The organism is Nocardia amikacinitolerans NBRC 108937 (genome assembly GCF_001612615.1).
GTDB lineage: Bacteria > Actinomycetota > Actinomycetes > Mycobacteriales > Mycobacteriaceae > Nocardia > Nocardia amikacinitolerans.
The window spans coordinates 73,764-96,090 of sequence record NZ_BDAU01000035.1 but is presented as its reverse complement, the minus strand read 5'-3'; the positions used below and the strand labels follow the sequence as shown (position 1 = coordinate 96,090).

Below are 22,327 nucleotides of genomic sequence, written 5' to 3'. Positions count from 1 at the left end.
AATTCTCGGAGACTTCTTCCGCCGCTTCGTTCCTCTCACGATATGGCAACTCGACAGCAATCTTGAAGTCATGGACCATCCGCACGGCGGCGTAACCGTCCGTTTAACTCTCCAGCCAGCGGAGATGCGTACTCACGCCCCGGTTTATCCGATTTTTACCGAGATAACGAATAAGTCAACCCGGGTGACAGTTACCGGCGCCCCTGGCTACGGTGGCTATTGGCAACTTCGGTAGCCAAACCTTCATCAGGTTGGTGACCCCGGCCGGTCCCTCATCCCGACCGGGGCACAACCTGGGCAATCTTCCGGCCCCAGGGCGACATCGCCGAACTCCCACCGCGTATATCGGAGGAACGTTCCCGTGCCGTCGTGTGACGACATCGCCGCCGCCTGGCTCTCGAATACCGACTTCGCGGACGACCGTGCCGCCGTCGGACTGCTCAGCCGCGCGATCAGCCCCCAGGATTTCGCGCTCAAGCGCGACTCGCTGCCGGTGGCGGCCGCCGCCGACCCGTCCACCGCCTCGGCCATCCTGGAACTACTCGAACGCGGTCAGGTGCCGACCATGGCCGCGATCCGCACCCTCACCGCGCAGAACGAGATGCGCCGCGAGGCCGAGCGCATCGAGCGCCTCGGCCGCCGCGCCCAACGCAGCATCGACGACTTCGGCCGCGTGCTCGCCCGTCTCGCGCACGAGCACTGGATGGCGCACGGCACCGGCCCCACCCGCCGCGACATCCTCTCCTCGGAGCCGGTGACGACGCTGATCAAGGAGCGCATCGGCGTGATCGCGCCCAACGCGGTCAAGCATCTGTGGCTGATCGAACGGGCCCAGCGCGCCGGCTGGATCGCGTCCAACGCGAATCCGCAATCCCTCTGCGCGGCAAGGCGTTTCCACGCCGCCAAATACGGCAACCGGGTCTCGCTGCGGCCGGTCAACACGATCGGGACGCTGGTCACCGGCTATCTCGCCGAGCACCTCGACGAGCACGGCCGCCCGCCGCGCTGGTCCAGCCTCGCCCGCGACCTGCGCGACGATCGCGGGCGGCGCGTCTTCCACGACACCGCCGACGCGCGGGCGCAGGAACTGTGGCTCACCACCGCGGAATGGGTCGCCGTCGAGGACGATCTGCCGATACCCGGCCGCCGTGGCAGGCGCGCGCTGACCCGCAAGAACCGTGGCTGAGCGTCGATCCCCAACGCTGCCACCGCGGCTCCACCCTCGACATCCGTTGGTTAACGGCGTTACGCTAACCCCGTTAACTCACGGAGGGGAGCCGCGATGCTCTATCGGATCGCAGTACTGACCACGCGATACCCGCGCGCCATCCTGATCACCGCGCTGGCACTGGTGATCGGCTGCGGTCTCTTCGGAGCCACCGCCGCAGCGCACCTGAAGTCCGGCGGATTCACTTCGGACGACGCCGAATCCTCGCAGGTCACCAGGATGCTCGAGGACAACTTCGGCGGCGCCTCCCCAAACTTCGTGCTGCTGGTGAGCGCCGAGGACGGCGTCGACAGCCCGGCAGCGCGGGCCGCGGGCCTCCGGCTGGTCGACGCACTGCGCGCACACGATGAGGTGCGGACCGTCCAGTCCTACTGGACGACGCCGCCGCCCTTCTCGACCGCGCTGCGCAGCACCGACAACGGATCGAGCGCACTGATCGCCGCGTTCCTCGCCGGAGACGAGACCGCCGTCCAGAAGACCGCGGGCGAGCTCACCGAACAGCTGACCGGCACCGCCGACGGCATCACCGTCCGCCAGGGCGGCATCGCCGCGATCTACCACGACGTCAACGAGCAGACGACCCGCGACCTGGCCGTCGCCGAGGGCATCGCGATACCGCTGTCGATGATCGTGCTGGTTCTGGTGTTCGGCAGCCTGGTCGCGGCGTCCCTTCCGCTGGCCGTCGGCCTGTTCGCGATCGCCGCCACCCTCGCCATCCTGCGGCTGTTCACCCTGGTCACCGACGTGTCCATCTACGCGCTGAACATGACGACCGCCCTCGGGCTCGCGCTGGCGATCGACTACAGCCTGTTCATCGTGAGCCGGTACCGGGAGGAACTGGGCAACGGCCTCGACCCGACGGCGGCGACCATCCGCGCCGTGCAGACCGCGGGGCGGACGGTGCTGTTCTCCGCGCTCACCGTCGCGCTGTCGCTGGCCGCCCTGAGCGTGTTCAATCTGTACTTCCTGAAGTCCTTCGCCTACGCGGGCGTCGCGGTGGTCGTCACCGCCGCCGCCGCGGCGATCGTGATCCTGCCCGCCGCGCTTGTGCTGCTCGGCTACCGGGTCAACGCGCTCGACCTGCGCGTCCCGCTGCGCCGGCTGTTCCGCCGACCGGCGCCCGCCGGCCCGGTGCCGCCGGAGCAGTCGGGCTGGTACCGGCTGGTCACGGTGGTGATGCGGTACGCGATGCCGGTGGCCGTGGTGATCATCGCGCTGCTGCTCTTCCTCGGCGCGCCGTTCCTCTCGGTGAAGTTCGGCTACCCCGACGACCGGGTGCTGCCCACGTCGTCGACCAGCAGGCAGGTCGGCGACGAACTGCGCGCGCACTTCCCGCAGGCCGACCCCGGCGCGAGCACCACGATCGTGCTGGACGGCTACACCGGTGACGCGGCGGCGGTGGGCGCCTACGCCGCGCGACTGTCCGAGCTGCCGGACGTGCCCGCCGTGCTGTCCAGCGCGGGGACCTTCGCGAACGGTGCGCGGGTCGGTGTCGCGCCGCCCGGCATGGCCAACGACACGGGGGCCTATCTCACCGTCGTCAGCTACGCCGATCCTTTCTCCCCGGACGGCGAACGTCAGCTGGACGCGATCAAGGCGGTGCCCGCCCCCTCGCCCGCGCTGTACGGCGGCGCGGCGGCGGTCAACGCGGATTCGCTTGCCGCGCTTGGCGACCGGCTGCCCTTGGCGGGCGCGCTCATCGTGCTGGCGACCTTCGTCGTGTTGTTCCTGTTCACCGGAAGCGTCGTGCTGCCGATCAAGGCGTTGGCGCTCAACACCTTGTCGCTCGCGGCGGCCTTCGGCGCGATGGTGTGGGTGTTCCAGGAGGGGCACCTGTCGAACCTGCTCGGCTTCACCGCCGTTGGCTACATGGTGCCGACCATGCCGATCCTGATGTTCTGCTTGGCCTTCGGCTTGTCCATGGACTACGAGGTGTTCCTGCTCTCGCGGATCCGCGAGGAGTGGCTGCGCACGCACGACAACGATCGCGCGGTGGCCATCGGCGTCGCGCGCACCGGCCGGATCTTCACCGCCGCCGCGGTGCTGATGGCTATCGTGTTGGGCGCGATGGTTACCTCGAACGTCTCGTTCATGCAGCTGATGGGTCTCGGCCTTACCCTCACCGTGCTCGTCGACGCGACGATCATCCGCGCCCTGCTCGCGCCCGCGCTGATGCGCCTGCTCGGCTCGGCCAACTGGTGGGCGCCGAAACCGCTTGTCCGGCTGCACGACAAGATCGGCCTCACCGAGGACGTCGACCACCGCACCATCGCACGGGAACCGGAGCACGCGGGACGCTCATGACCCTTCGCCGCCGACCTCGATCACCGCGCGGTTCCGGCGCCCAGTTGCGTACCGAGATACTCACCGCCACAGTGGAATTGCTCGCACGCACCGGCCGGGCCGACGCGGTGTCGATCCGCGAGGTGAGCAAGCTGGTCGGGGTGAGCGCACCGTCGATCTACCGGCACTTCGCCGACAAGGACGAACTGATCGAGGCGGCGGTGGCCACGGCCTTCGAGGATCTGGCCGAGGCGCTGCGCGCGGCAATCGACCCCGCCGTTTCGCCGATGAATCAGCTGCGCGACCAGGGCCTCGCCTACGTGCGCTTCGCGCTCGAGCACCCGGAGCAGTACCGGGTGGCGACCGGGCCGACCGAAAGCGGCAGCGCGGTCGACCAGGTGCTCACCAGCGGCGCGTTCCAGCATTTCGCGGCGACCGTGCGCGCCTGCATGGCGGAGGGCTCGATCGCGCAGGGCGACCCGCTGCCGATCGTGCTCGACATGTGGACCGTCGCGCACGGCGTCGCCTCGCTGCTGATCGCGAAACCCCATCTGCCGTGGGGCGATCACGAGCAATTCGCCGATCGCATCATGACCGCGGCCTGCCTCGGACACACGGTGCTGAACATGATCGGCAGCACCCCGACCCCCGACGAGGCCGACGCCTGGCTGGACCGAAATCTCCCGCACTGGCGTACGACATCCTGACCGGGCCGACCGAATGTCACCGTCACGCGCCGAGACCGACCGAATGCGACCTTCGGTCGAACCATCTCACGGCTCAGGACACCTCGTCGGACGGCGCCAGCCAAGTGTTGCACTGGAAGTTCCGGTTCGTCTTGTAGCCGTGCTCGTACCAACTACCGTTGTGCGCGGGACTGCCGTGATCGCGTTCCCTGCCGGGGTGATCACCACGACGGTAATGATCTTGGAGCGCTGCCGAGCCCTCCGCAGGGGAAAACGAGCCGGCGAACTGTGCCGAGCCGAGATACATACCACCGAAACAACTGGCTTCCAGCTCCAGTCGGCGCGACATCTCCAGGCCGGCCGCGGTTCGCGCCCCCAGGTTGTAACGCCGATCGTGCACGGCCCCAAGGATTCCGGTCAGGCCCTGCACGTGGTGGCCGTACTCATGGGCAAGGATCGCCAGCGCTTCCATCGCGGGGTAGGGCGTCGTGTTGTCGATCAAGCCGTTCATCGCCATGTAGATGGTCTTGCTGGAGGAGCAATAGAAAGCCTCGCTGGACGCCGGGCCGGAGCGGCACGGCGAACTCAGCTCTTCTTTGTTCGCCTTGACCACCAGGCCAGGAGTGGAGAACGGAAGATTGAACACGCCCATGTTGGGCTTCCACATTTCATCCAAGCAAGCCAGCCCCGCCTGGAAGAACGCTCGTGCGACGTCGGGATTCGAGCTGTACCGAGGGAAGCTGCATCTGATGTTGTTCAGGCCGATTTCGTTTCTACTGAACATCGGATGATCGCCGAGCTTCGCGACCGGTTGCGGCCCAGCGGGTCTGGTCGGCGTGGCCGAGGTGGTGCGGACCGAACTGCTCGCCCGGGTGGTCGGACGCGCCGATGTGGTCGTCGTCGCGGACGATGAGGGAACTGTCGGGGTGTAGGTGAAGCTGGGCGTGTACGCCGTTGTCCTGCGGTCGTTCTCGCTCTCACTGGCCGCCACCGCGATCGCCGCGGCGATCAGCGAGCCGACCATCAGGAAGATCCCCAGCACTCCCAGTGCCGCCCCCAGACCACCTCCGCGTCTGGGCGGCGGATACGGACGCCCGTAACCCGGCGGGCCGTAAGGCGGAAGGGCATAGCCCGGCGGACAATACGGCGCGGGCGCGTGCCCCGGGTACGGGTAGCCCGGCGGCGGATATCCCGGCGGTGGCGCGTACCCGGGTGGGCCGTACGGCGGCGGATAGTGTGGCTGATGTCCGTAACCGTATGGCGGCGTTGTCATCTCAGCTCACCCGGTTGGCGGGCGCGGTGAAGGTGTTGCACTGGTTGGTGCGGTTCTTGTCGACGCCCTCTTCGAACCAGTCGCCGCTGTTCTCCGAGGAACCGTGATCGCGCGCGTCGGTCGGACCGTCGCCTCGACCGCGCGCGTCGCGCTTGGCGACGCCGATCTGCGCGGTGGTGAGCGCGCCGCCGTCCTCCGAGGAGCCGAGGTACATGCCGTTGAAGCACTGCGCCTGCAACTCGATTCGCCGCGAGAGCTCCAGTCCGCGCTGGCTGCGCGTGCCCGCGTCCACCCGCTCGCTGTTTGCCTTGCGCAGGATGCCGGACACGGCCTGCACGTGATGGCCGTACTCGTGCGCGAAAACCGACAGGTAGACCACCCAGTTGTCCTTGAACAGATCGGTCTGCAACTGGCTGATCGGCATGTAGATGGTCTTGTTCGCCGGGCAGTAGAACGCGGCGAAGTTGGTGGTGGTGCCGGTGCACGGGGTGGAGATGCCCGCGGTGGACGTGCTGACGTTCAGCGTCGGCGGCGTGAACGGCAGATTCGCCTTCTGCAACACCGGTTTCCACGCCGCCTCGAGGCAGCCCGCCGCGGTCTCGAAGAACTTGCGCGCGGTCTCGACCTGCGTGCTCCACGGGGAGTAGTCGCAGTCGGCCGGGAGCAGCGTCGCGTTCGGATCGGTGAGCAGCGGGTTGTTGCCCGTCTCCGGGGCACCCTGGGAACCGTCCGGGGTGTAGGTGAAGCTGGGCGAGGGTCCCGAGGCGCGGTCGTTGCGGTCGCTGCGAATCGCGGTGCGCACCAACGCTCCCGCGACCAGGAACACCACGACGAGCAGCAGCGAGACGATCTTGCTTCCACCGCCCTTGCGCGGCGGCTGCGGCGGACGACCCGGCGGGCCGTACGGCATCGGGGGCGGCATCGGCGGGCGATACCCGGGCGGCTGGCCGTAGCCGGGCGGCGCCGAATAGCCCGGCGGCGGACCGTATCCCGGGCGCTGACCGTACCCGGGCGGCGGCGCGTAACCGGGCTGCGGCGGGTATCCGGGTGGCGGGCCATAACCGGGACGCGGCCCGTAGCCGGGCGGCGGAGCGGGGTATCCACCAGGTGGAACCGGTCCATATCCGTACGGTGGTTGGGTCACTCCCCCGTACCCCCTCGCCCTAGGTGATCGTCGACAGCCGCTGACGAAGAATAGCAACCTGTCTAGAGTAGGCACCCATGCTGACATTTCGGGGGGCCGCCGCGGGCGCGCTGATTCTCGCCTTCGCGGGATTGGTGGCGACCGCGCCGGGTGCCCAGAGCGAACCGACGCCCGAGGGTGTGACCATTGTCGCGGATCTGAAACTCAGCCGCGAGGGCGTGCTCGAAGTCGACGAGACGGTGACCGTGCCGCCCGGCGAATCGTTCAAGATGTCGCTGCCCCTGCGTCTTCAGTTGAAGGACGACGTGGAACGGCGGTTCGAGGTCACCGATATCGACGCGCAGGGCGCGGGCACCGCGACGGTCGCCAACGATCAGTTCACCATCGAAGCCAAGCCTGGCGAGTCCAGCTACAAGTACTCGATCCACAACACCGTCAGCGACGCACCCGGCACCCAGGTGTTCCACTGGCTCGGCGTGATGAACGCCGACATCGCGTCCATCAGCGCCTCGGTGATCAGCCCGAGCTACGAAATGGCCATCGTGGACTGCAAACTCGGGCCGCCCGGCAACACCAGGCCGTGCGCCGACGTGCGCATCGAGGCCGACGGCGTGCTCTGGCTCGAGCAGACCGACCTGCACAAGGGCGACGCGATCGACCTGACCCTGCAACTTCCGCCCGGCACGGTCCCCGCGAACGCCGACATCGAGGACAAGGGCGCGCCAGGTCCGTTCTCGGTGACCGGTCCGGTGCTGGCCGCCTTCGGCGTGCTGCTGCTCGCGCTTGCCGGTCTGGCCGCGTTCGTGCTGCGCGCCCGTCGCGAGAACGCCGCGGCGGGAAGCGGTTCCGAAACCGTCGACCCGCTGCTGCGCGACGGCAACCAGGTGCAGTTCACCTCGCCCGACGGCATCCTGCCCGGTGAGGCGGGCGTGCTGCTCGACGAGCACGCCGACCCGATCGATATCGCCGCCACCGTGGTGGATCTCGCGGTGCGACGCTACATCTGGATCACGCCGAGTGGCGAGAACGATTGGCGCATCACCAGGGTGAACGCCGCCGACGACCAGCTGCGCGATTACGAGAAGGCGGTGTACGCGGCGCTGCTGCCGGAGGGCGCCGACGCGGTCACCGTCGCCGAATTGCGCGCGCCGGGACGGGTGCATGCCGAGCCGATCCGCAAGGCCATGATCGATGACGCGGTGCGCCGCGGCGCCTTCGCCGACCGGTCCCGCATCGGGCTTCCGGTCTGGGTGGGCGGCGCGCTGATCGTCGCGGGCATCGCAGCGACGGTGGGATTGGCCGTCACCTCGGGCTCCGCGCTGGTCGGCGTCGCGATCCTGCTCGCGGGCGTGGCGACCGTGCTGATGCCGAAGTACCTACCGGTGCGCACCCAGGACGGTCGCAGGTTGGCAGGCCAGGTGCGCGCACTGCAGCGCGGGCTGGACGCCACTCGGCGCGAACAGATTCCGCCGACCGACCAGGAGACGGTGTTCTCCCGCGCGCTGCCGTTCACCGTGGTCGGCGGCCGCGCCGACAACTGGATTCGCGCCTTCCGCGACCTGAACCCGGCCGCCGACGCCCAACCCGGCCTCTACTGGTTCGGCAGCTTCGAAAGCGACCAGAACCTGCACCGATTCGCCGCCCACTTCCCGTTCTTCATCACGGCGCTCGAGGGACTGTTCACCGGATCGTCTGCCCGCTGACGAACGCACGCCGAAGGCCGGGTTCTCCGAAAACACCCGGCCTTCGACGTTTCGACGCGATCAGTCGGCGAACACAGATCGGCGTCGATAGGCGACGCGGCTCGGCACCCGCCAACGCACCTCGTTGTCGCGGCTCGGCGTCGATCGGCCAACGCAGCCCGGCGTCGATCGGCCAACGCGGGCCGTGTCGATCGGCTAACGCAGGCTGTGTCGACCGGCAAACGCGACCCGTCGATCGGCCAGCGCAGGTCGGTACCGGTCGGCGATCGCAACTCGGCGTCAGTCGGGGAACCTGCGGCGCATGGCGGCGAGCGGGTCGGCGTAGAGCGTGCTGAGCGACGTGACCACGGCGGCGAATTCCTGGACCTTGCCGCCGAATCCGCTGATGCGGATGTCGGTCGGCGGGAGGGTGGAGCTCCGCCGGAACGCCTCCGCGACGTGCGCGATGCCGGGGCGGTAGCCGGTGAACGCCTGCCCGCCGAGGATGACGCGATCCGGGTTGAGCATGTCCCGCACGAGCGCGACGGTGCTGCCGAGCATGGCGGCTCGCTCGGCGAGCAGTTCGCGCGCCGGGACCGAACCGCCCGCGGCCGCGCGGTACAGGTCCGCGATGGTCGAGCCCGCGGTTCCGTTGTACGCCGGGATGATTCCGCGCCCGACCGCCCGCGCGTGCAGCGCGCGGTCACCGACGGTTACCTCCAAGCAGCCGCGCCGTCCGCAGGTGCATTCGACGTCCGAGCCGGTGGGCAGGTGCGCGATCGAACCAGGGCCGTTGCTCGGAGTGTGCACGCGGCCGTCGAGAGTGACTGCGATACCCGCGGTTTCGCGGACATAGAAGAACAGGCTGCTGCCGCGCTGCTGCCCCTCGCGCGGTTCCGGTGTCGGCAACAGCAGTTCCGAGCCCGCCATCGCCTCGACGTGCGGCGCCACCGAGACCGGCAGCTCGAGCACGTCACCGAGCACCGCGCCGACCTGGGCGCCCTTCCAATCCAGCTTGGGGTGGTCGACCACGCCGGTCAGCGGGTCGACGCGGCCACCGATCGCGACACCCGCCCACAGCGGTTTTCGCCGATGCCAGCGCTGCAGAAAGGCTTTCGCGCTGCGCGCGACGGTCGTCGTCGCGAATTCCTGGCCCGTCTGCGGGGTCGCGATCGCGAGACCGCCGAGGATCCGGCCGCGCAGATCGGCGGCGACGATCTTGGTCGCGGCGGCGCCGATGTGGATGCCGAGGGTCAGATAGGTGTCGTGGTCGACCTCGAACGGCACCCGTGGCCGGCCGACCGCACCCGAGGTGGTCAGGTCCGGACGCTCACGCAGCAGTCCGGCGTTCAACAGCGCCGACACCTGGCGGTTGACCGTCGCGATGCTCGAACCCGTTGCGCGCGCGGCATTGTCGCGCGAGATGGGGCCACCGGTCGCGGCGCGCAGCACGGCCGCCGCCGGATTGTCGGAGATGCGGAGTTCCGGAGCGACGACGGGGCGCTGGACACGGACGCGGCCGGTGGCGACCCGCGAAGCGGATCGTTCCAGGGTAGGGATCGACATATGAAGAGTCCTTGCTGAAGTCCCGCCTGCGAACGGGACGTGCCTACAGAAGCGGCGACGAGGCAGCGCGCACGCCGAAAAGGCGGCTCAGCTGCGACGAAGAGAGCGACACAGCTCCCTGGTCAGCGGCAGCCGCAGGCCGAGCGCGGCGGTCACGTAGGTGACCCGCAAGGCGGATGGGCTGCTGATGGACATGAAAAAAAGGTAACACCGAATTCACCGGCGCACCAAGCATCCGCGCTCCTCGGTGTGCGAGGACACAGCGTTTCGCCTGGTCAGAGGCGCGCACGCCGAAGCCCCGCCCAAGCGAAAGGCATTGGGCGGGGCCGTTTTCCAGGCGCGGTCGAACGGACTACTTCGCGGGCGCGTTGAACGGCGCGTTGACCGTCGAGAAGTACTGAACGACCGCACCGATGGCGACCGGCGCCGTCACGAAGATCTGGCCCGCGATGGTGCCGAGCGCACCGACCGCGGCCGCACCGGCGATGCAGCCGACGGCAGCGGCGGGCAGGAAGGGCCCGAACAGTCCGACGATGGTGCCGCCGACCGCCGCGCCACCGAGGATGCCGCCGACCACGCAGCCGACCGCGGCGCCACCGAGGCCGCCGACCAGCGTGCCGATCGTGGCGCCCATGCTGATGGTGCTTGTCAACCGGGTCCAGGCCGCGACCTCGCGGTCGTACTCGGACTTCCACGGCGCCTTGTCCTCGAACGGTAGCGCGACCGGTTTGTAGGTCGCGTGACCGAGATCGAGCTGGGGCGTCAGCGTCGCGGTGCGATCGGAGATCTGCGCCGCGATCGGGAACTCGAACTCGTCGAGCCGGAACTTCAGCGGCGTGCCAGCGACCACGGTGCCGTCCGCTGCCTTGATCTTCAGCGCGCCGTCCTCGGCGACGATCGCGCCCGCGTCGGTGCTGATGATCGCCGCGGTCTCGGTCTGCGTCGCGGTGAAGTTGACGACGTCACCGGCGGAGGTCTCCGGCCCGGCCATCGCGGTCCCCGCGGTGACACCGGTCGCCATGGTCACGAGTGCCGCGACCACGGCGAGTTTCCTGATTCTCATACGTACTGCTATCCCTCATCCGATGGAGCTCGTTCGAGGGAAAAGCATCGAGCACCGGCGCCTTCGGGACGAGGGAAAAAAGCAGCGAGATTGGAATGGGCAACCGCCGAGCAAAATGCGCACCGCCGCCTTCGCTCCGGCCGTGCGCGTTGCGCTATTTCGCCGCGGATTCCTTAGCTTCGGCCTTGATCCGCTTCTTGAACGCCCGCACCTCCAGCAGGGACTGAGCATCGGTGATGTCGGCCGCCGAGCGTCGCGAATCCTTCTCCGAATACGCCCCGGCTGCCTTTTCCCAGCCCTTCGGGCGCACGCCGAGCTGCTTGCCGAGCAGGGCGAGGAAGATGCGCGCTTTCTGGTCGCCGTAACCGGGCAGCGCCTTCAGCCTGCGCAGCACTTCCTTGCCGTCCGGATCGCCGTTCGTCCAAATCGCGGCGGTGTCGCCGTCGTAATGCTCGATGACATAGCGCGCCAGTTCCTGGGTGCGCCGCGCCATGGAGCGTCCGTAGCGGTGGATGGCGGGCGGCGTCGCGGCGAGTTCCTCGAACGCCTCCGGATCGGCCTCGGCGATCTTGTGGATGTCGAACCCGTCCATCCGGTCGGCGATCTTCTTCGGACCGCGGAAGGCGTGTTCGAGTGGGAACTGCTGATCGAGGAGCATGCCCGTCAGAAGGGCGAACGGGTCCTCCGACAGGAGCTTGTCGGCCTCCGGTTCCTGCGCGAGACACAGTGTGACGGTCACCGTCGTTCCTTTCGGCTTGTCGGCGCGTTCCGTCTGACGATCATCTCACCCGCGTCCAGCTGTGCGGCACGCCACAGCCGCGCGTAGGCTCTGGCCATGCCTGAGACGACGGCAATACCTAGGGACGGATACGCGCCCATGGACACCTATTCATTGCGCCCCGATCGCTTCGACAGCGCGGGCCAGGATCAATTGGTCGACGTGCGCGACCTACAGGCCACGCTGCCCGGTATCCGGCGGCTGCGCACCTGGGCACACGACGCGCTCGCACTGCAACCCGGCGAACACGCCGTCGACGTCGGCTCCGGCACCGGCTCGGAGGTCATCGCCTTCGCCGACGCCGTCGGACCGACCGGCGAGGCGGTCGGTGTCGAGCCCGATCCGCACCTGCTCGCCTCCGCCGAGCGCCGCGCGTCCCAGCTGGGCTCGCGCGCGAAATTCCACTCCGGAGACGCCTACGGCATTCCGTTCGGCGCGGACTCCTTCGACGCGCTGCTGTGCGAGCGCGTCTTCCAGCACCTGACCGCCCCTGCTCGCGCGGCGAACGAGATCGCCAGGGTGCTACGTCCCGGCGGGCGTGCGGTGGTGATGGACGTCGACTGGGACACCGCGATCGTGCATCCCGGCGACCGGCAGGTGGTCCGGCAGGTGCTGGACACGCTGGTCTCGGCGACCACGAACCCGCTCTCCGGCCGCAGGCTGCCCGGCCTGCTGACCCAGGCGGGCCTGGTCGTCGACGACATCGGCTCGCACGCGTTGGTGCAGGACCGCAGCGTGGGTGCCGGCTCGCTGGTCACCCGCATCTCGGCCATGGCGGTGGCGCGGGGCTCCATCACCGAGGCGCAGCGCGACCAGCTGCTCGCCGATCTCGAGCGCGGCGCGGCCAGCGGCGACATCCATCTGTCGGTGACGATGTTCGCGGTGCTGGCGCATAAGCCGCACTGAGGCGCACGCGATGGCTGTCGACGTGCTGACCGAGACCGTCATCGAACGGCCGCCCGAGGTCGTGTCCGCGTACGCGGGGGATCCGACGAACGCGCCCGAGTGGTACGCCAACATCCGCAGCGTCGAGTGGCAGACCGAGCCGCCGCTGCGGGTGGGCTCCCGCATGGAGTTCGTCGCGTACTTCCTCGGTAGGCGGCTGGTCTACACCTACGAGATCGTCGAGTACGAGCCCGGTTCGCGGCTGGTGATGAGCACCGCGCAGGGGCCGTTTCCCATGGAGACCACCTACACGTGGGCGGCTGCCGGGACCGGCACCCGGATGACGCTGCGCAATCGCGGGGAGCCCGCTGGCTTCGGGAAGGTGGTCGCGCCGGTCATGGAGTCGGCCATGCGGCGGGCGAACCGGGCGGATCTGGCGCGATTGAAAGCGCTGCTGGAAGCGCGGTAGAACGCGTCTGGTCGGAGCGTCTTACGCCGACGGCCCTCCGCACCGGTGTGCGGAGGGCCGTCGTTCGTTCTATTCATCGAGCGGCGTCTCGGTGCCAGCCGATGGGCGGCCGCTCGATGCTGGTCGATGAGCGGCCGCCCGGTGCTGGTTGTCGACCGGCTGTTCGGTGCTGGTTGTCGGGCAGCCGCCAGCCGCTACTTGCCGAGCAGCTTCTCGGTGGCCGCCAGCAGGACGCAGGTGGCCAGGCCGTCCATCGCCTTCTCCAGTTCCGGAAGCTTCGGGAAGCTGGGGGCGATGCGAATGTTCTTGTCCTCCGGGTCGTTTCGGTAGGGGAACGCCGAACCGGCGGCGGTCAGCGCGATACCCGCGTCCTTGGCGAGCGCGATCACCCGGGCCGCGGTGCCCTCCAGCACGTCGAGGCTGATGAAGTAGCCGCCCTTGGGCTCGGTCCAGGACGCCACCTTCGACGCGCCGAGCCGGTCCTCCAGGATCTTCAGCACCAGGGCGAACTTCGGCTCCAGGATCTCGCGATGCTTCTGCATGTGCGCCCGCACGCCCTCGGCGTCCTTGAAGAAACGCAGGTGGCGCAGCTGGTTGATCTTGTCGGGGCCGATGCTCTTCTTCGCGGCGTGCGAGAGGTACCAGTCCAGGTTCGCGGTGGACGCGCCGAGGAAGCTGACGCCCGCGCCGGCGAAGGTGATCTTCGAGGTGGACGCGAACACGATGGGCCGGTTCGGGTTTCCCGCGGCGGCGGCCATGCCGAGCACGTCGAACACGGGCGCGGCGGTGTCGGTCAGCGGGTGCACCGCGTAGGCGTTGTCCCAGAACAGGCGGAAGTCCGGCGCGGCGGCGGGCATCGAAACCAGTTCCCGCACAACATCTTCGGAGAACACGACGCCGGTCGGGTTGGAGTAGTTCGGCACCGCCCACAGACCCTTGATCTGCGGGTCGGCGGCGAGCAGCTCGGCGATGCGGTGGGTGTCAGGGCCGTCGTGGCGCATCGGGATCGGGATCATCTCGAAGCCGAGCGCCTCGGTGATCGCGAAGTGGCGGTCGTAACCCGGTGCGGGACAGAGGAATTTCAGCGTGGGCTCGGCGGCCCAGCGGCGCTCGGAATCGTTGGTGCCGTACAGCATCGCGTAGGTGATGACGTCGTGCATCAGCTCGAGGCTCGCGTTGTTGCCCGCGAGCAGGTTGTCCACGGGGATGCCGAGCAGCTCGCCGAAGATGGCGCGCAGTTCCGGGAGACCGTGCAGCCCACCGTAGTTGCGGCAGTCGGTGCCCGTGCCGTCGCGGTAGTCGCCGTCACCGGGCAGCGAGAGCAGTTCCGCGGAGAGATCGAGTTGTTCCGGCGAAGGTTTTCCGCGAGTCAGGTCCAGCGTGAGCTTCTCGGTCTTGAGCGTCGCGTAGTTCGCGGTCTGGGACTCGTGTTCGGACACGAGCTCCTCATGGCTCATCAAACCGATCTGCGTTTGCCGGGGCATCCTGAGCAGCCTTTCGAAGCAGCGAAGTGGCGTTGGGGTCGATGTCCGTACCGAAGTCGTCCGACCGTCGGTGGACCGTTGACCACGTTACCCGTGTGTTGCTCGGAATTGGGGCGATACCTCCGCCTGCGCTACGGGCATCCGCGGTTCGAGGACGGCCGCACCCGTTCGGCGATCTTCCGGAACTGAGGGCAAGTGCCCGATCTTCGGCATCGGCCGGAATATAGGGGACCCCGCGCACCCGGCAGAGCCCGTTGACCCTTGCTGCCTTCCGGCCCTGGGGGAGTTCACAGGATGCGCGCCGCGCGGGATCCGTCGGCCAGTGTAGCGGGTCCGCGTAGCCCCGTCCGCACGGGGCCGAAACACCGCCATACCCCTTGCCGACCACCGCGCCGAGAACCCGCCCCGACCAGCACGAACCCCCTCCCCCTCCCCCGGATACCGATCCCAATTTGGTGTCCGACCGGGGGCAACCGGTATGCTGCTCCACGGAGGATTCGCCTAGTGGCCTATGGCGCTCGCCTGGAACGCGGGTTGGGTTAACGCCCTCAGGGGTTCAAATCCCCTATCCTCCGCCACAACGGCCCAGGTCGGACACGGTTTCCCGTTCCCGACCTGGGCCGTTTCGCATTCGCAGCCCTGCCGTCGTTTCCCGAAGGCGGGACACCGCAAGCGACCAAGCATGCGACCGTCGCGCTGTCGGGCCGCCCGCACCACGGGGATGGCGGTCTCGGGAGGAGTCCGTCGCCGAACTCCTCCCGTGTCCGCATCAGCCGTTCAGCCCCATGCCCTTGGCGAGCAGCGGCCAGGAATCGTGCAAAGCCTCTTCCCAGTACGGCCAGTAGTGCGTGCCGACCGGGGTGAACTCGAAGGTCGCCGGGATGCCGAGCGAGTCGAGCCGGTTCTTCAGGTTGGCGGTGCAGCCGTTGACGGCCGCTTCGATGATCACGCCGAGACTCAGGTTGACCGCGCCCATGGGGCCGGGTGCGGTGCTCAGGTAGTACTGAACGTCCTCCAGCACTGGGATGCCGCTCCCGCTGGAGACGTAGAGCAACGTGCCGCGCAGCTTCTCGGCATTGACGACGGGGTCGTTCTCGGCCCACAGCGGGCTGTCGGCGGGGCCGTACATGTTGTCGGTGTTGCCACCGCCCCAGGTCTCGGTGGCCAATTTGACGAACTGCTGCCCGATCGGGTCGGCGATCTGCGCGCAGCCGCTATAGGCGGCTACCGACTTCCACAGCCCCGGCTTGGCCTCGGCCAGCTGCAACACCGACGTGCCCGACGTCGACAGACCGGCCAGCGCGTTGAGCCCCGTCGAGTGCAACGTCTCGTCGAGCAGCGGAGGCAGTTCCTCGGTGAAGAACGTCTTCCACTTGTTCAGCCCGAGCACCGGGTCCCGCTGCCTCCAGTCGGTGTAGTAACTGCCGCGACCTCCGATGGGCTGGATGACGTTGACCTGCTTGTCTGCCAGCCAGTCCAGGGCGTGCGTTGCGGCCTTCCAGCTGGCGGTTCCTTCACCGGCGTCCAAGCCGTTGAGCATGTAGAGGTTCGGCGCGGGCGTGGACTCGTCGGCCGGACGCTGCACGTCGACCCTGATTTCGGTGTCCATCGCGGCGGAGTAGACCTTCAGGTGCCAGGTGCGCCCCTCTTTGACCACGGACGTTACGGCCGAGGACTTCTGCGGCTCCGCGGAAGCGTCGCCTCCGGCCACCGCCACCGCCAGCGCGCCGGCGAGCGCAAGCGCCGCGGTCCGCGGAGCGGCCATGCTGCGTAGTGCGGAAAACTTCATCGAACAGTTGGCTCCATTCCACGGACCTTCGCCGACCGAATCGCCGGTGAAGTGGTTACGGTAGTCGACAGCCTCGCGGGGCCATCCCCAAACTACGTCTACCGCGGCGCGAAAGCCGTTACTCGACAGCACCATTCAGCGGCGACCGCGCGGAGCCTGCAAATGTCCGAGTTCTTGCCGTCGCTCGAATGGTTCTGGTGGGCTAGAAATGGCGGTTGTGAGCGCTTCGTGAACCGCCATTTCTCTCCCACCGATTTACCCGCGTTGGGACTCAGGAGGCGCGGAAGCGGTAAGCGTGTTCGGCGGCCCAGTCGGTGAATGTGCGCGCGGGGCGGCCGAGTACGCGGGGGACGGTGTCGTCGACGGTGGTCGCTTCGGTCGGTGGAGCGGCGTACCAGCCGATGACGTAATCGGCGTCGGCCTGGGAGACGCCCATGGTCAGGAGCCGGTCGATCGCCTGCTGGTGCGAGATCCGGTCGAAGGCGATGTCGCGGTCGATCGCCTTGGACAGGATCGCGAGTCGTTCGTGCGAGGTGAGCGATTCCGGCCCGGTGAGGTTGTAGGCCTGACCCGCGTGGCCGTCCTCGACGAGCGCCGTGGCGGCGACCGCGCCGATGTCGGCCTCGTGCACCAAGGCGCTCGGGAAGTCGTAGGGTTCACGGACCACGCCCTCGGCGCGGATCGAGTCGACCCAGGTCAGCGTGTTGGACATGAACTCTTGCGGTTCGAGGCGCGTCCACTCCACACCCGAGTCGGCGACGGCCTGCTCGACGGGGCCGACCGAGCCGCCCCACACGACGGTGATGCGACGAACGCCCGCGTCGACGGCGCGGCGGACCAATTCCTCGCCGACGTCCGCGAGCCCGGCCGTCACGGTGATGTGCAACCGGGTGATTCCGTCGAGCGCCGCGCCAAGGGTCTCGGGTGCGGTGTGCGTGCCCGTCGCCAGTTCCACGCCCGACGGGAGTTTCGCGGCGGCCGGATCGCGAGTGAGCGCGCGGACGCGCTCGCCTCGGCGCACGAGCTCTTGCACGACATGGCGGCCGGTGTTGCCGGTCGCGCCTGTTACCAGTGTTGTCACGGTGTCCCTTTCGTCCGCGACCGACGTTAGGACCTCAACTTTGCTCGAGGTCAATGCCGTGAATTCTGGTGTCCCTGCGGACCTCGCATGCACCGCCCGCCATCGCGGGCGCGCCGACATCCGAACGCGTTGTCGGCGAGGCCGACGCCGGGAAGGCGCGTCGGCTGCGATGATTCCGGGGTGACTCAGTGGCTTCCCCTCTTCAGTTCCCTGGTCGTCGCCTTCGTCGTGCTGGTCGGCGTCCTCCTCACCAATCGCACGAACCGTCGCGCGATCGACGCGGCCGACGAGCGCGGCAGCATCGCGCTCGAGGCGGCGCAGCGGAACGTGGAGGCGGTCAACGCGGCGGCCGAGCAGCGCAGCAGGGCCGCGATCGAAGCGGCGCAACGGAATACGGAGTCTGCCGAACAGCGTGAGCACGAGAAGTGGCGGCGCGAATCGGTGCTCGCGGCCGTCTCCGCACTGCTGGAGACCTCGGCCGCGGTCCGGCAGCAGCTGTCCAGTCAGGACTTCACCTACATCGGGGAGATCGACAGGTTCGGCCTCGAGCTGCACGAAAGCATCGGGCAGTGCGGCGGATCTGTCACGCGCCTGCGCATTCTCGCGAGCCCGCGCATCCCCAACCGCTGCGAAGACCTGCTGCGCACGCTCACCGCGGCCGCGAACATCACCATCCAGAAACTGACGCTGACCCTCGACGCCGACGCGACCGTCGAGGACCTCGACGACATCCGGACGCTGTGGCACAAGGCGATTGCCAGCACCGTGGAGCAGGAGCTGTCGGTCGTGAAGGCCACACGGGCCGAACTCGGCATCGAACCGCTTCCCACCGCCGAGCGCGTTCCGGCTTCGGCCGCGTAGGCGCGAAAAGGCCGGGCCACCAACCGTTCTGCCTGGCCTCCGCATCTGCCCCGCACGCCCACAATGCCCCGCAGCCCGAACCACTACAGCGCCTTGACGCCGGGCCGCTACAGCGCCCCGCCACCGCACCACCACAGCGCCCCGCCACCGCACCACCACAGCGCCCCGCCACCGCACCACCACAGCGCCCCGCCACCGCACCACCACAGCGCCCCGCCACCGCACCACCACAGCGCCCCGCCACCGCACCACCACAGCGCCCCGCCACCGCACCACCACAGCGCCCCGCCACCGCACCACCACAGCGCCTCCATGCCGCACCGCTACAGCGCCTCGGTGCGGCCCCGCTGCCGCGTCGTCCCGAAAGGACTACAGCCCGTCGTACCGATCAAACCGGCTCGGCGGCCTTGCGCCGGAACGAAATATGGCGGTGGCCGAAGAAACTCGCGACCGCGACCAGTGCCATCACCACAACCGCCGACGGGATGCTCGGCAGGTGCAGCAGCGAGACGGCCGCTTGCAGCAGCACCATATTCATCAGCAGCCCACCGGAATTCACCGCGACGAACGCGAAGAAATCGCGCAGCACCTGCCCCCGCACCCGGAAGACCAAGGTGCGGTGCAGCACGAACGCGATCACGATGCTGATGCTGTAGGCGGCGGCGGGCGCGAGCGCGGCGGAGACGCGGCCGTCGAAGATCGCCAGCCACATCACCGTCAGCGCGATGCCGAGTCCGGTGTTCACCATGCCGACCATGGCGAACGCGATCTCCTGCCGCCGCACGACGCGCAGCAGCGGCCCGGGATCCAGTTCGGCCTGGTCGACGGTGTTCATCGGACGGCGTCCGCCAGCTCGGCCTCGCCGGTCTCGTCCGCCGGGGCCATGTCGGGCTCGTCTTCCCGGCGGCCTCGGCGATACAGCCAGTGCAGCACGCCGACGCCGAGCAACCCGGCCAGCGCACTCGCCGCGCCGATCTGCCAGCCGGGCGGCCGCCAGGCGAGTTCCAGTTCGGCGTTCTGGGTGCCCGCCGGAATGTCCACGGCGACAAAAGTTTTCGCGACGTTCTGGACCGGGAGGTCGCGGCCGTCGAGGGTGGCGCGGTAGCCAGGCCAGCCGAGCCGCGCGAACACCACCCGGCCGCCGCGCTCCGAGCTCACCCGGACCCGGCTGGTGGTGTCCGATTCGGCGAGGGAGGTGGCGGTCACGCCGTCGGTGGCGGAGATGCGGCCGTCGACCGTCGAGAGCAGGCCGTTCTCGCGTTCGAGCACGGCGATGTACTTCTCGTGGCCGGGGTAGTCGACCCACTTCCAGCCCTGCGGTGCGGGCTGGTTGCGCGCGTCCGGGAACAGGGCGGTGTGCAGCACGACCCGGTCCACCTTCATCAGGTCGACGATGGTCTTGCCGGTGGTCGGCTCGACGGCGAAGGCCCTGCGGAAGGCGTCGGGGCAGACGCTGGTGTCCCAGAGCATGCACAGCATTTCGCCGAACTGGAAGTGGCCGTTCGGCGTGTATCCGCTGACGTAGGTGAGTTCCAGGTCCTTGGCGTAGTTGCCGAAGACCAGCGATCCGTACGCGCCGTCCAAAGCGCGTTCCGCGGGCGGGATACGGCCGCGGTCGCCCAGTTGCAGGGTGGTGCCGGGGAAATCGGGGAAGGCGGCCTTCATCTGCGAACGCTGCTCCGGCAGGTTCCAGCCGAGCGGGGTCGGTTGGGCCGACCACACCTGGAGATAGGCGATCGGGAAGATCGAGACGAGCACCAGCGCGCACGCCGCCGCGGCGCCGCGATTTCGGGCCAGCCACACCACGGCCGCGCCGAGCGCCGCCACCGCGACGGCGGCGACCACGTGCCACACCACCTCCTGCGGCGCGGCCGAAACCGAACGCAGCCACAGCAAGCCGATCAAGCCCGCCGCGATCAGCCCGCGCCTGCGCCAGTCCTCGAACGTCGCGAAGCGGCCGAGCAGCACGCAGACGAGCACCAGCAGCCCGAGCGCCACCATCGGCAGCACGCGGGCGGGCCAGCGCAGCGGGCCGATGGCGCCGGGGCCCGCGGTCCACATCAGCACGATCGCCGTGAACAGCGCGGGTGCGGTGAGTTCGCGCGCCGAATCCAGGGCTTTGCGCCAGTCGACGAAGGCCAGCGCCGGGATGACGAACCACGCGATGTAGACCACCGGCATCGGCTGCACGTAACCCCACCAGCTGGTGAACGCGGGCAGGGTGCTCGGCAGGCTGGCGTTCAACGACTCCGACCACGGCACGGTCAGCAGCTGCTCGTTGTTGATCTGCGCGGTGCCGCGCCAGGTGACCTTGGCCGAGAGCATGCTCGGCAGGTACGTCGCGAGCCCGGCAAGCGCCGCGCAGGCCGACACCGCGAGCAAACGCAGCGACGGCTGCCACTTCCGCTGGTAGACGAGTTCGCCGACGGCCACCGCCGCGATCATGATTCCCGCCTCGACCGCCGGGAAGATGTACTGCACCGAGATGGCCAGATACAGGAAGACGAAGGTGGGGATCGGCCCCGAGCGACCGCGCGCGTACCGCACGCCCGACGCCCACGCGTGCGCCAACCAGGCGGTGCCGGTGAACGCGGTCATCCAGCTGGCCTCGTCGAAGAACAGCAGCCAGCCGCTGAACGGGATGGCGACGCCCGCAAGAGACGCCCACGGCGCCCGCGACCCGTACGCCAGGCAGATCCGATAGACGCCGAGGCCGAGCACGATCGCGAAGATCAGCTTGACCACCGTGGCGTACAGCGCGAGGTTGTCCACCGACGGCGCGATCAGATCGATGAGCAGCTGCGGCGGATTCAGCAGGCCGGCCTCTTCGATGGCGTAGTTGCCCGCCATCCAGTGCTCCGGCACCAGCATCGGGAAATCACCGTCGCGCAGCCGCCTGCCCATCATCACCCACAGCGGGGCGTACTGGGACTCGGTGTCGTCGGTATAGAAATGCCGAGCGTTGGCCAGCAGAACCGCGACATACCCCGCGACCACTCCGAGCCCGGTGATGAAGCCCCACTTGTACACCTCGCGCGGAGCGAGAGTTCCACTGTCCACCACGAGTCCCAGACCCTACAGGCAACCGCCCCCGACCGAACGCAAGATGAACCCCAGCACGCCCCGCGTGGGCGGAAAGCGAACTTACGGGCAGGTGGGCGGGCCTAGACTCGGGCTCTGCGAGGTTCGGTGGTCAGTGAGGGGAGATGCGTACTCGGTTCGAGTTCGACCTGCATACCGTGGCTTCGCCGGAGCAGGTCATCGAGTTGTACACCGATTTCTCCGCGGAGCGGCCGCGGCGGTGGCCTGCGTTGTCGGCGCGGCAGTATCGGGTGTTCGAGGTGGGTGAGCACACCGCGGACGTGCTGGAGGGGCAGGACTTTCCGAAGATCTCGGCGCGCTGGAGCTACGACTGGTCGACGCCGGGGACGGTGCGCATGCATGTGGTCGACAGCGATTACCTCGCGCCGGGCAGTTTCCACGAGCTGACGATCCGGCCGGCCGAGGACGGCGGCAGCGATGTGCACGGGGTGTGGGACAACACCGCTCTTCGCCCGTCGTCCCAGGTGGGGTTGGCGATGGCGCGGTTGATGGGGCGGCGGTTCTTCGTCGCGTATTACACGCGGGTCTTCGATCGGTTGGTCGACGAGGAGTAGCAACAGCGGTGCCGCCAGCTGCCCGCAGATGGAGCGGCCACCCCGGCAAGGCGGCTATCGAGGCTGGGCGGTGGCGGACTCAGAACTGGAGGGGCCGAGCGCGCCTCTTGTGTTGGGCTGTGGCTCACGACCGGTCGGGCGGCGGCGGCCGAGCCGTGTGTGACCAGGCAAGGAGCGCCAAGCGCGATCAGCTCGCGCGACCGAGCCACATGTTCGCTGGTCAGCGGTCCGCGAGCGTTGTTGCCACCTCGACCAGCGCCGTGCGGAGCAGGTCGGCGTATGAATCCACATCGACGACCGCCGCGTAGGCGCCAATCGAGACGATGTCGCCAACGCCGTGCACGCCGCGGGTGAGGCGCACGATCGCGCGGAGCAGAAGGCGGCCGGTGCAGCGGACGG

Annotated in this window: 19 protein-coding genes, 1 tRNA gene and 1 other RNA gene; 9 read left to right on the top strand and 12 right to left on the bottom strand. The window is 68.7% G+C overall.

The features are described 5' to 3' along the window. Positions 1–361: 361 nt before the first annotated feature. From NAM01S_RS25775 to NAM01S_RS25765, 3 genes are all read left to right on the top strand, one after another. Positions 362–1,186: a hypothetical protein gene (locus NAM01S_RS25775; protein WP_067789810.1), complete on the top strand. Its 825-nt coding sequence runs from the start codon at positions 362–364 to the stop codon at positions 1,184–1,186. A 96-nt stretch (positions 1,187–1,282) separates the two neighbouring features. Further along, positions 1,283–3,532: an MMPL family transporter gene (locus tag NAM01S_RS25770; protein ID WP_067789808.1), complete on the top strand. Its 2,250-nt coding sequence runs from the start codon at positions 1,283–1,285 to the stop codon at positions 3,530–3,532. 44 nt (positions 3,533–3,576) lie between these two features. Then, a complete protein-coding gene (locus NAM01S_RS25765) occupies positions 3,577–4,218 on the top strand; it encodes a TetR/AcrR family transcriptional regulator (protein WP_307188705.1) in 642 nt (213 codons plus the stop codon). A gap of 73 nt (positions 4,219–4,291) precedes the next feature. Here the strand turns inward: NAM01S_RS25765 and NAM01S_RS25760 are convergent, their stop codons facing one another. Continuing rightward, complete coding sequence (locus NAM01S_RS25760) at positions 4,292–5,221, bottom strand: neutral zinc metallopeptidase (RefSeq protein WP_067789882.1); 930 nt, start codon at positions 5,219–5,221, stop codon at positions 4,292–4,294. Positions 5,222–5,471: 250 nt separating this feature from the next. Continuing rightward, complete coding sequence (locus tag NAM01S_RS25755; protein ID WP_067789802.1) at positions 5,472–6,392, bottom strand: neutral zinc metallopeptidase; 921 nt, start codon at positions 6,390–6,392, stop codon at positions 5,472–5,474. A gap of 299 nt (positions 6,393–6,691) precedes the next feature. Here NAM01S_RS25755 and NAM01S_RS25750 point away from each other — a divergent pair, with 299 nt between their 5' ends. Continuing rightward, positions 6,692–8,317 carry a DUF2207 family protein gene (locus tag NAM01S_RS25750; RefSeq protein ID WP_067789799.1) on the top strand — a complete coding sequence of 542 codons (1,626 nt, stop codon included), beginning with the start codon at positions 6,692–6,694 and terminating at the stop codon, positions 8,315–8,317. A gap of 279 nt (positions 8,318–8,596) precedes the next feature. Here NAM01S_RS25750 and NAM01S_RS25745 read toward each other — a convergent pair whose 3' ends face one another. The 3 genes from NAM01S_RS25745 to NAM01S_RS25735 all read right to left on the bottom strand — a co-directional run bounded on the left by NAM01S_RS25745 (position 8,597) and on the right by NAM01S_RS25735 (position 11,664). Then, the gene (locus NAM01S_RS25745) at positions 8,597–9,862 is read right to left on the bottom strand and encodes an ROK family protein (RefSeq protein ID WP_067789797.1); all 1,266 of its coding nucleotides are present in this window, start codon (positions 9,860–9,862) and stop codon (positions 8,597–8,599) included. A gap of 352 nt (positions 9,863–10,214) precedes the next feature. Further along, positions 10,215–10,925: a DUF8020 domain-containing protein gene (locus NAM01S_RS25740; protein WP_067789794.1), complete on the bottom strand. Its 711-nt coding sequence runs from the start codon at positions 10,923–10,925 to the stop codon at positions 10,215–10,217. Between the two features lie 154 nt (positions 10,926–11,079). Further along, on the bottom strand, positions 11,080–11,664 hold the full coding sequence (locus NAM01S_RS25735) for an HhH-GPD-type base excision DNA repair protein (RefSeq protein WP_067789790.1): 585 nt from the start codon (positions 11,662–11,664) through the stop codon (positions 11,080–11,082). A 138-nt stretch (positions 11,665–11,802) separates the two neighbouring features. Here NAM01S_RS25735 and NAM01S_RS25730 point away from each other — a divergent pair, with 138 nt between their 5' ends. Together NAM01S_RS25730 and NAM01S_RS25725 are read left to right on the top strand one after the other, a co-directional pair. Next, positions 11,803–12,609: a methyltransferase domain-containing protein gene (locus NAM01S_RS25730; RefSeq protein ID WP_084483300.1), complete on the top strand. Its 807-nt coding sequence runs from the start codon at positions 11,803–11,805 to the stop codon at positions 12,607–12,609. Positions 12,610–12,619: 10 nt separating this feature from the next. Continuing rightward, on the top strand, positions 12,620–13,057 hold the full coding sequence (locus NAM01S_RS25725; protein WP_067789785.1) for an SRPBCC family protein: 438 nt from the start codon (positions 12,620–12,622) through the stop codon (positions 13,055–13,057). Positions 13,058–13,251: 194 nt separating this feature from the next. Here the strand turns inward: NAM01S_RS25725 and NAM01S_RS25720 are convergent, their stop codons facing one another. Together NAM01S_RS25720 and ffs are read right to left on the bottom strand one after the other, a co-directional pair. Next, a complete protein-coding gene (locus NAM01S_RS25720; RefSeq protein WP_067789782.1) occupies positions 13,252–14,541 on the bottom strand; it encodes an aspartate aminotransferase type Ic in 1,290 nt (429 codons plus the stop codon). A 222-nt stretch (positions 14,542–14,763) separates the two neighbouring features. Further along, an RNA gene (gene ffs, locus NAM01S_RS25715) (signal recognition particle sRNA small type) lies at positions 14,764–14,858 on the bottom strand. Positions 14,859–15,031: 173 nt separating this feature from the next. On the opposite strand from ffs, the gene NAM01S_RS25710 reads away from it, so the two are divergent. Next, positions 15,032–15,119, top strand: a tRNA-Ser gene (locus NAM01S_RS25710). Positions 15,120–15,310: 191 nt separating this feature from the next. Here NAM01S_RS25710 and NAM01S_RS25705 read toward each other — a convergent pair. Then, positions 15,311–16,330 carry an alpha/beta hydrolase gene (locus NAM01S_RS25705; protein WP_067789779.1) on the bottom strand — a complete coding sequence of 340 codons (1,020 nt, stop codon included), beginning with the start codon at positions 16,328–16,330 and terminating at the stop codon, positions 15,311–15,313. A 271-nt stretch (positions 16,331–16,601) separates the two neighbouring features. Further along, on the bottom strand, positions 16,602–17,411 hold the full coding sequence (locus NAM01S_RS25700) for an NmrA family NAD(P)-binding protein (protein ID WP_067789776.1): 810 nt from the start codon (positions 17,409–17,411) through the stop codon (positions 16,602–16,604). 180 nt (positions 17,412–17,591) lie between these two features. Between NAM01S_RS25700 and NAM01S_RS25695 the strand changes: the two genes are divergently transcribed. Beyond that, positions 17,592–18,272 carry a hypothetical protein gene (locus NAM01S_RS25695; RefSeq protein WP_067789773.1) on the top strand — a complete coding sequence of 227 codons (681 nt, stop codon included), beginning with the start codon at positions 17,592–17,594 and terminating at the stop codon, positions 18,270–18,272. A gap of 388 nt (positions 18,273–18,660) precedes the next feature. Here NAM01S_RS25695 and NAM01S_RS25690 read toward each other — a convergent pair whose 3' ends face one another. Together NAM01S_RS25690 and NAM01S_RS25685 are read right to left on the bottom strand one after the other, a co-directional pair. Beyond that, positions 18,661–19,107 carry a GtrA family protein gene (locus NAM01S_RS25690; RefSeq protein WP_067789771.1) on the bottom strand — a complete coding sequence of 149 codons (447 nt, stop codon included), beginning with the start codon at positions 19,105–19,107 and terminating at the stop codon, positions 18,661–18,663. Beyond that, a complete protein-coding gene (locus tag NAM01S_RS25685) occupies positions 19,104–21,332 on the bottom strand; it encodes a hypothetical protein (RefSeq protein ID WP_253799201.1) in 2,229 nt (742 codons plus the stop codon). Before NAM01S_RS25685 ends, NAM01S_RS25690 begins: the two co-directional genes overlap by 4 nt. A 146-nt stretch (positions 21,333–21,478) precedes the next feature. On the opposite strand from NAM01S_RS25685, the gene NAM01S_RS25680 reads away from it, so the two are divergent. Beyond that, entirely contained in the window at positions 21,479–21,928 is a 450-nt protein-coding gene (locus tag NAM01S_RS25680) for a hypothetical protein (protein ID WP_067789766.1), read from the top strand. Between the two features lie 220 nt (positions 21,929–22,148). Here the strand turns inward: NAM01S_RS25680 and NAM01S_RS35325 are convergent, their stop codons facing one another. After that, positions 22,149–22,289 carry a hypothetical protein gene (locus NAM01S_RS35325; protein ID WP_157107909.1) on the bottom strand — a complete coding sequence of 47 codons (141 nt, stop codon included), beginning with the start codon at positions 22,287–22,289 and terminating at the stop codon, positions 22,149–22,151. Positions 22,290–22,327: the final 38 nt, after the last annotated feature.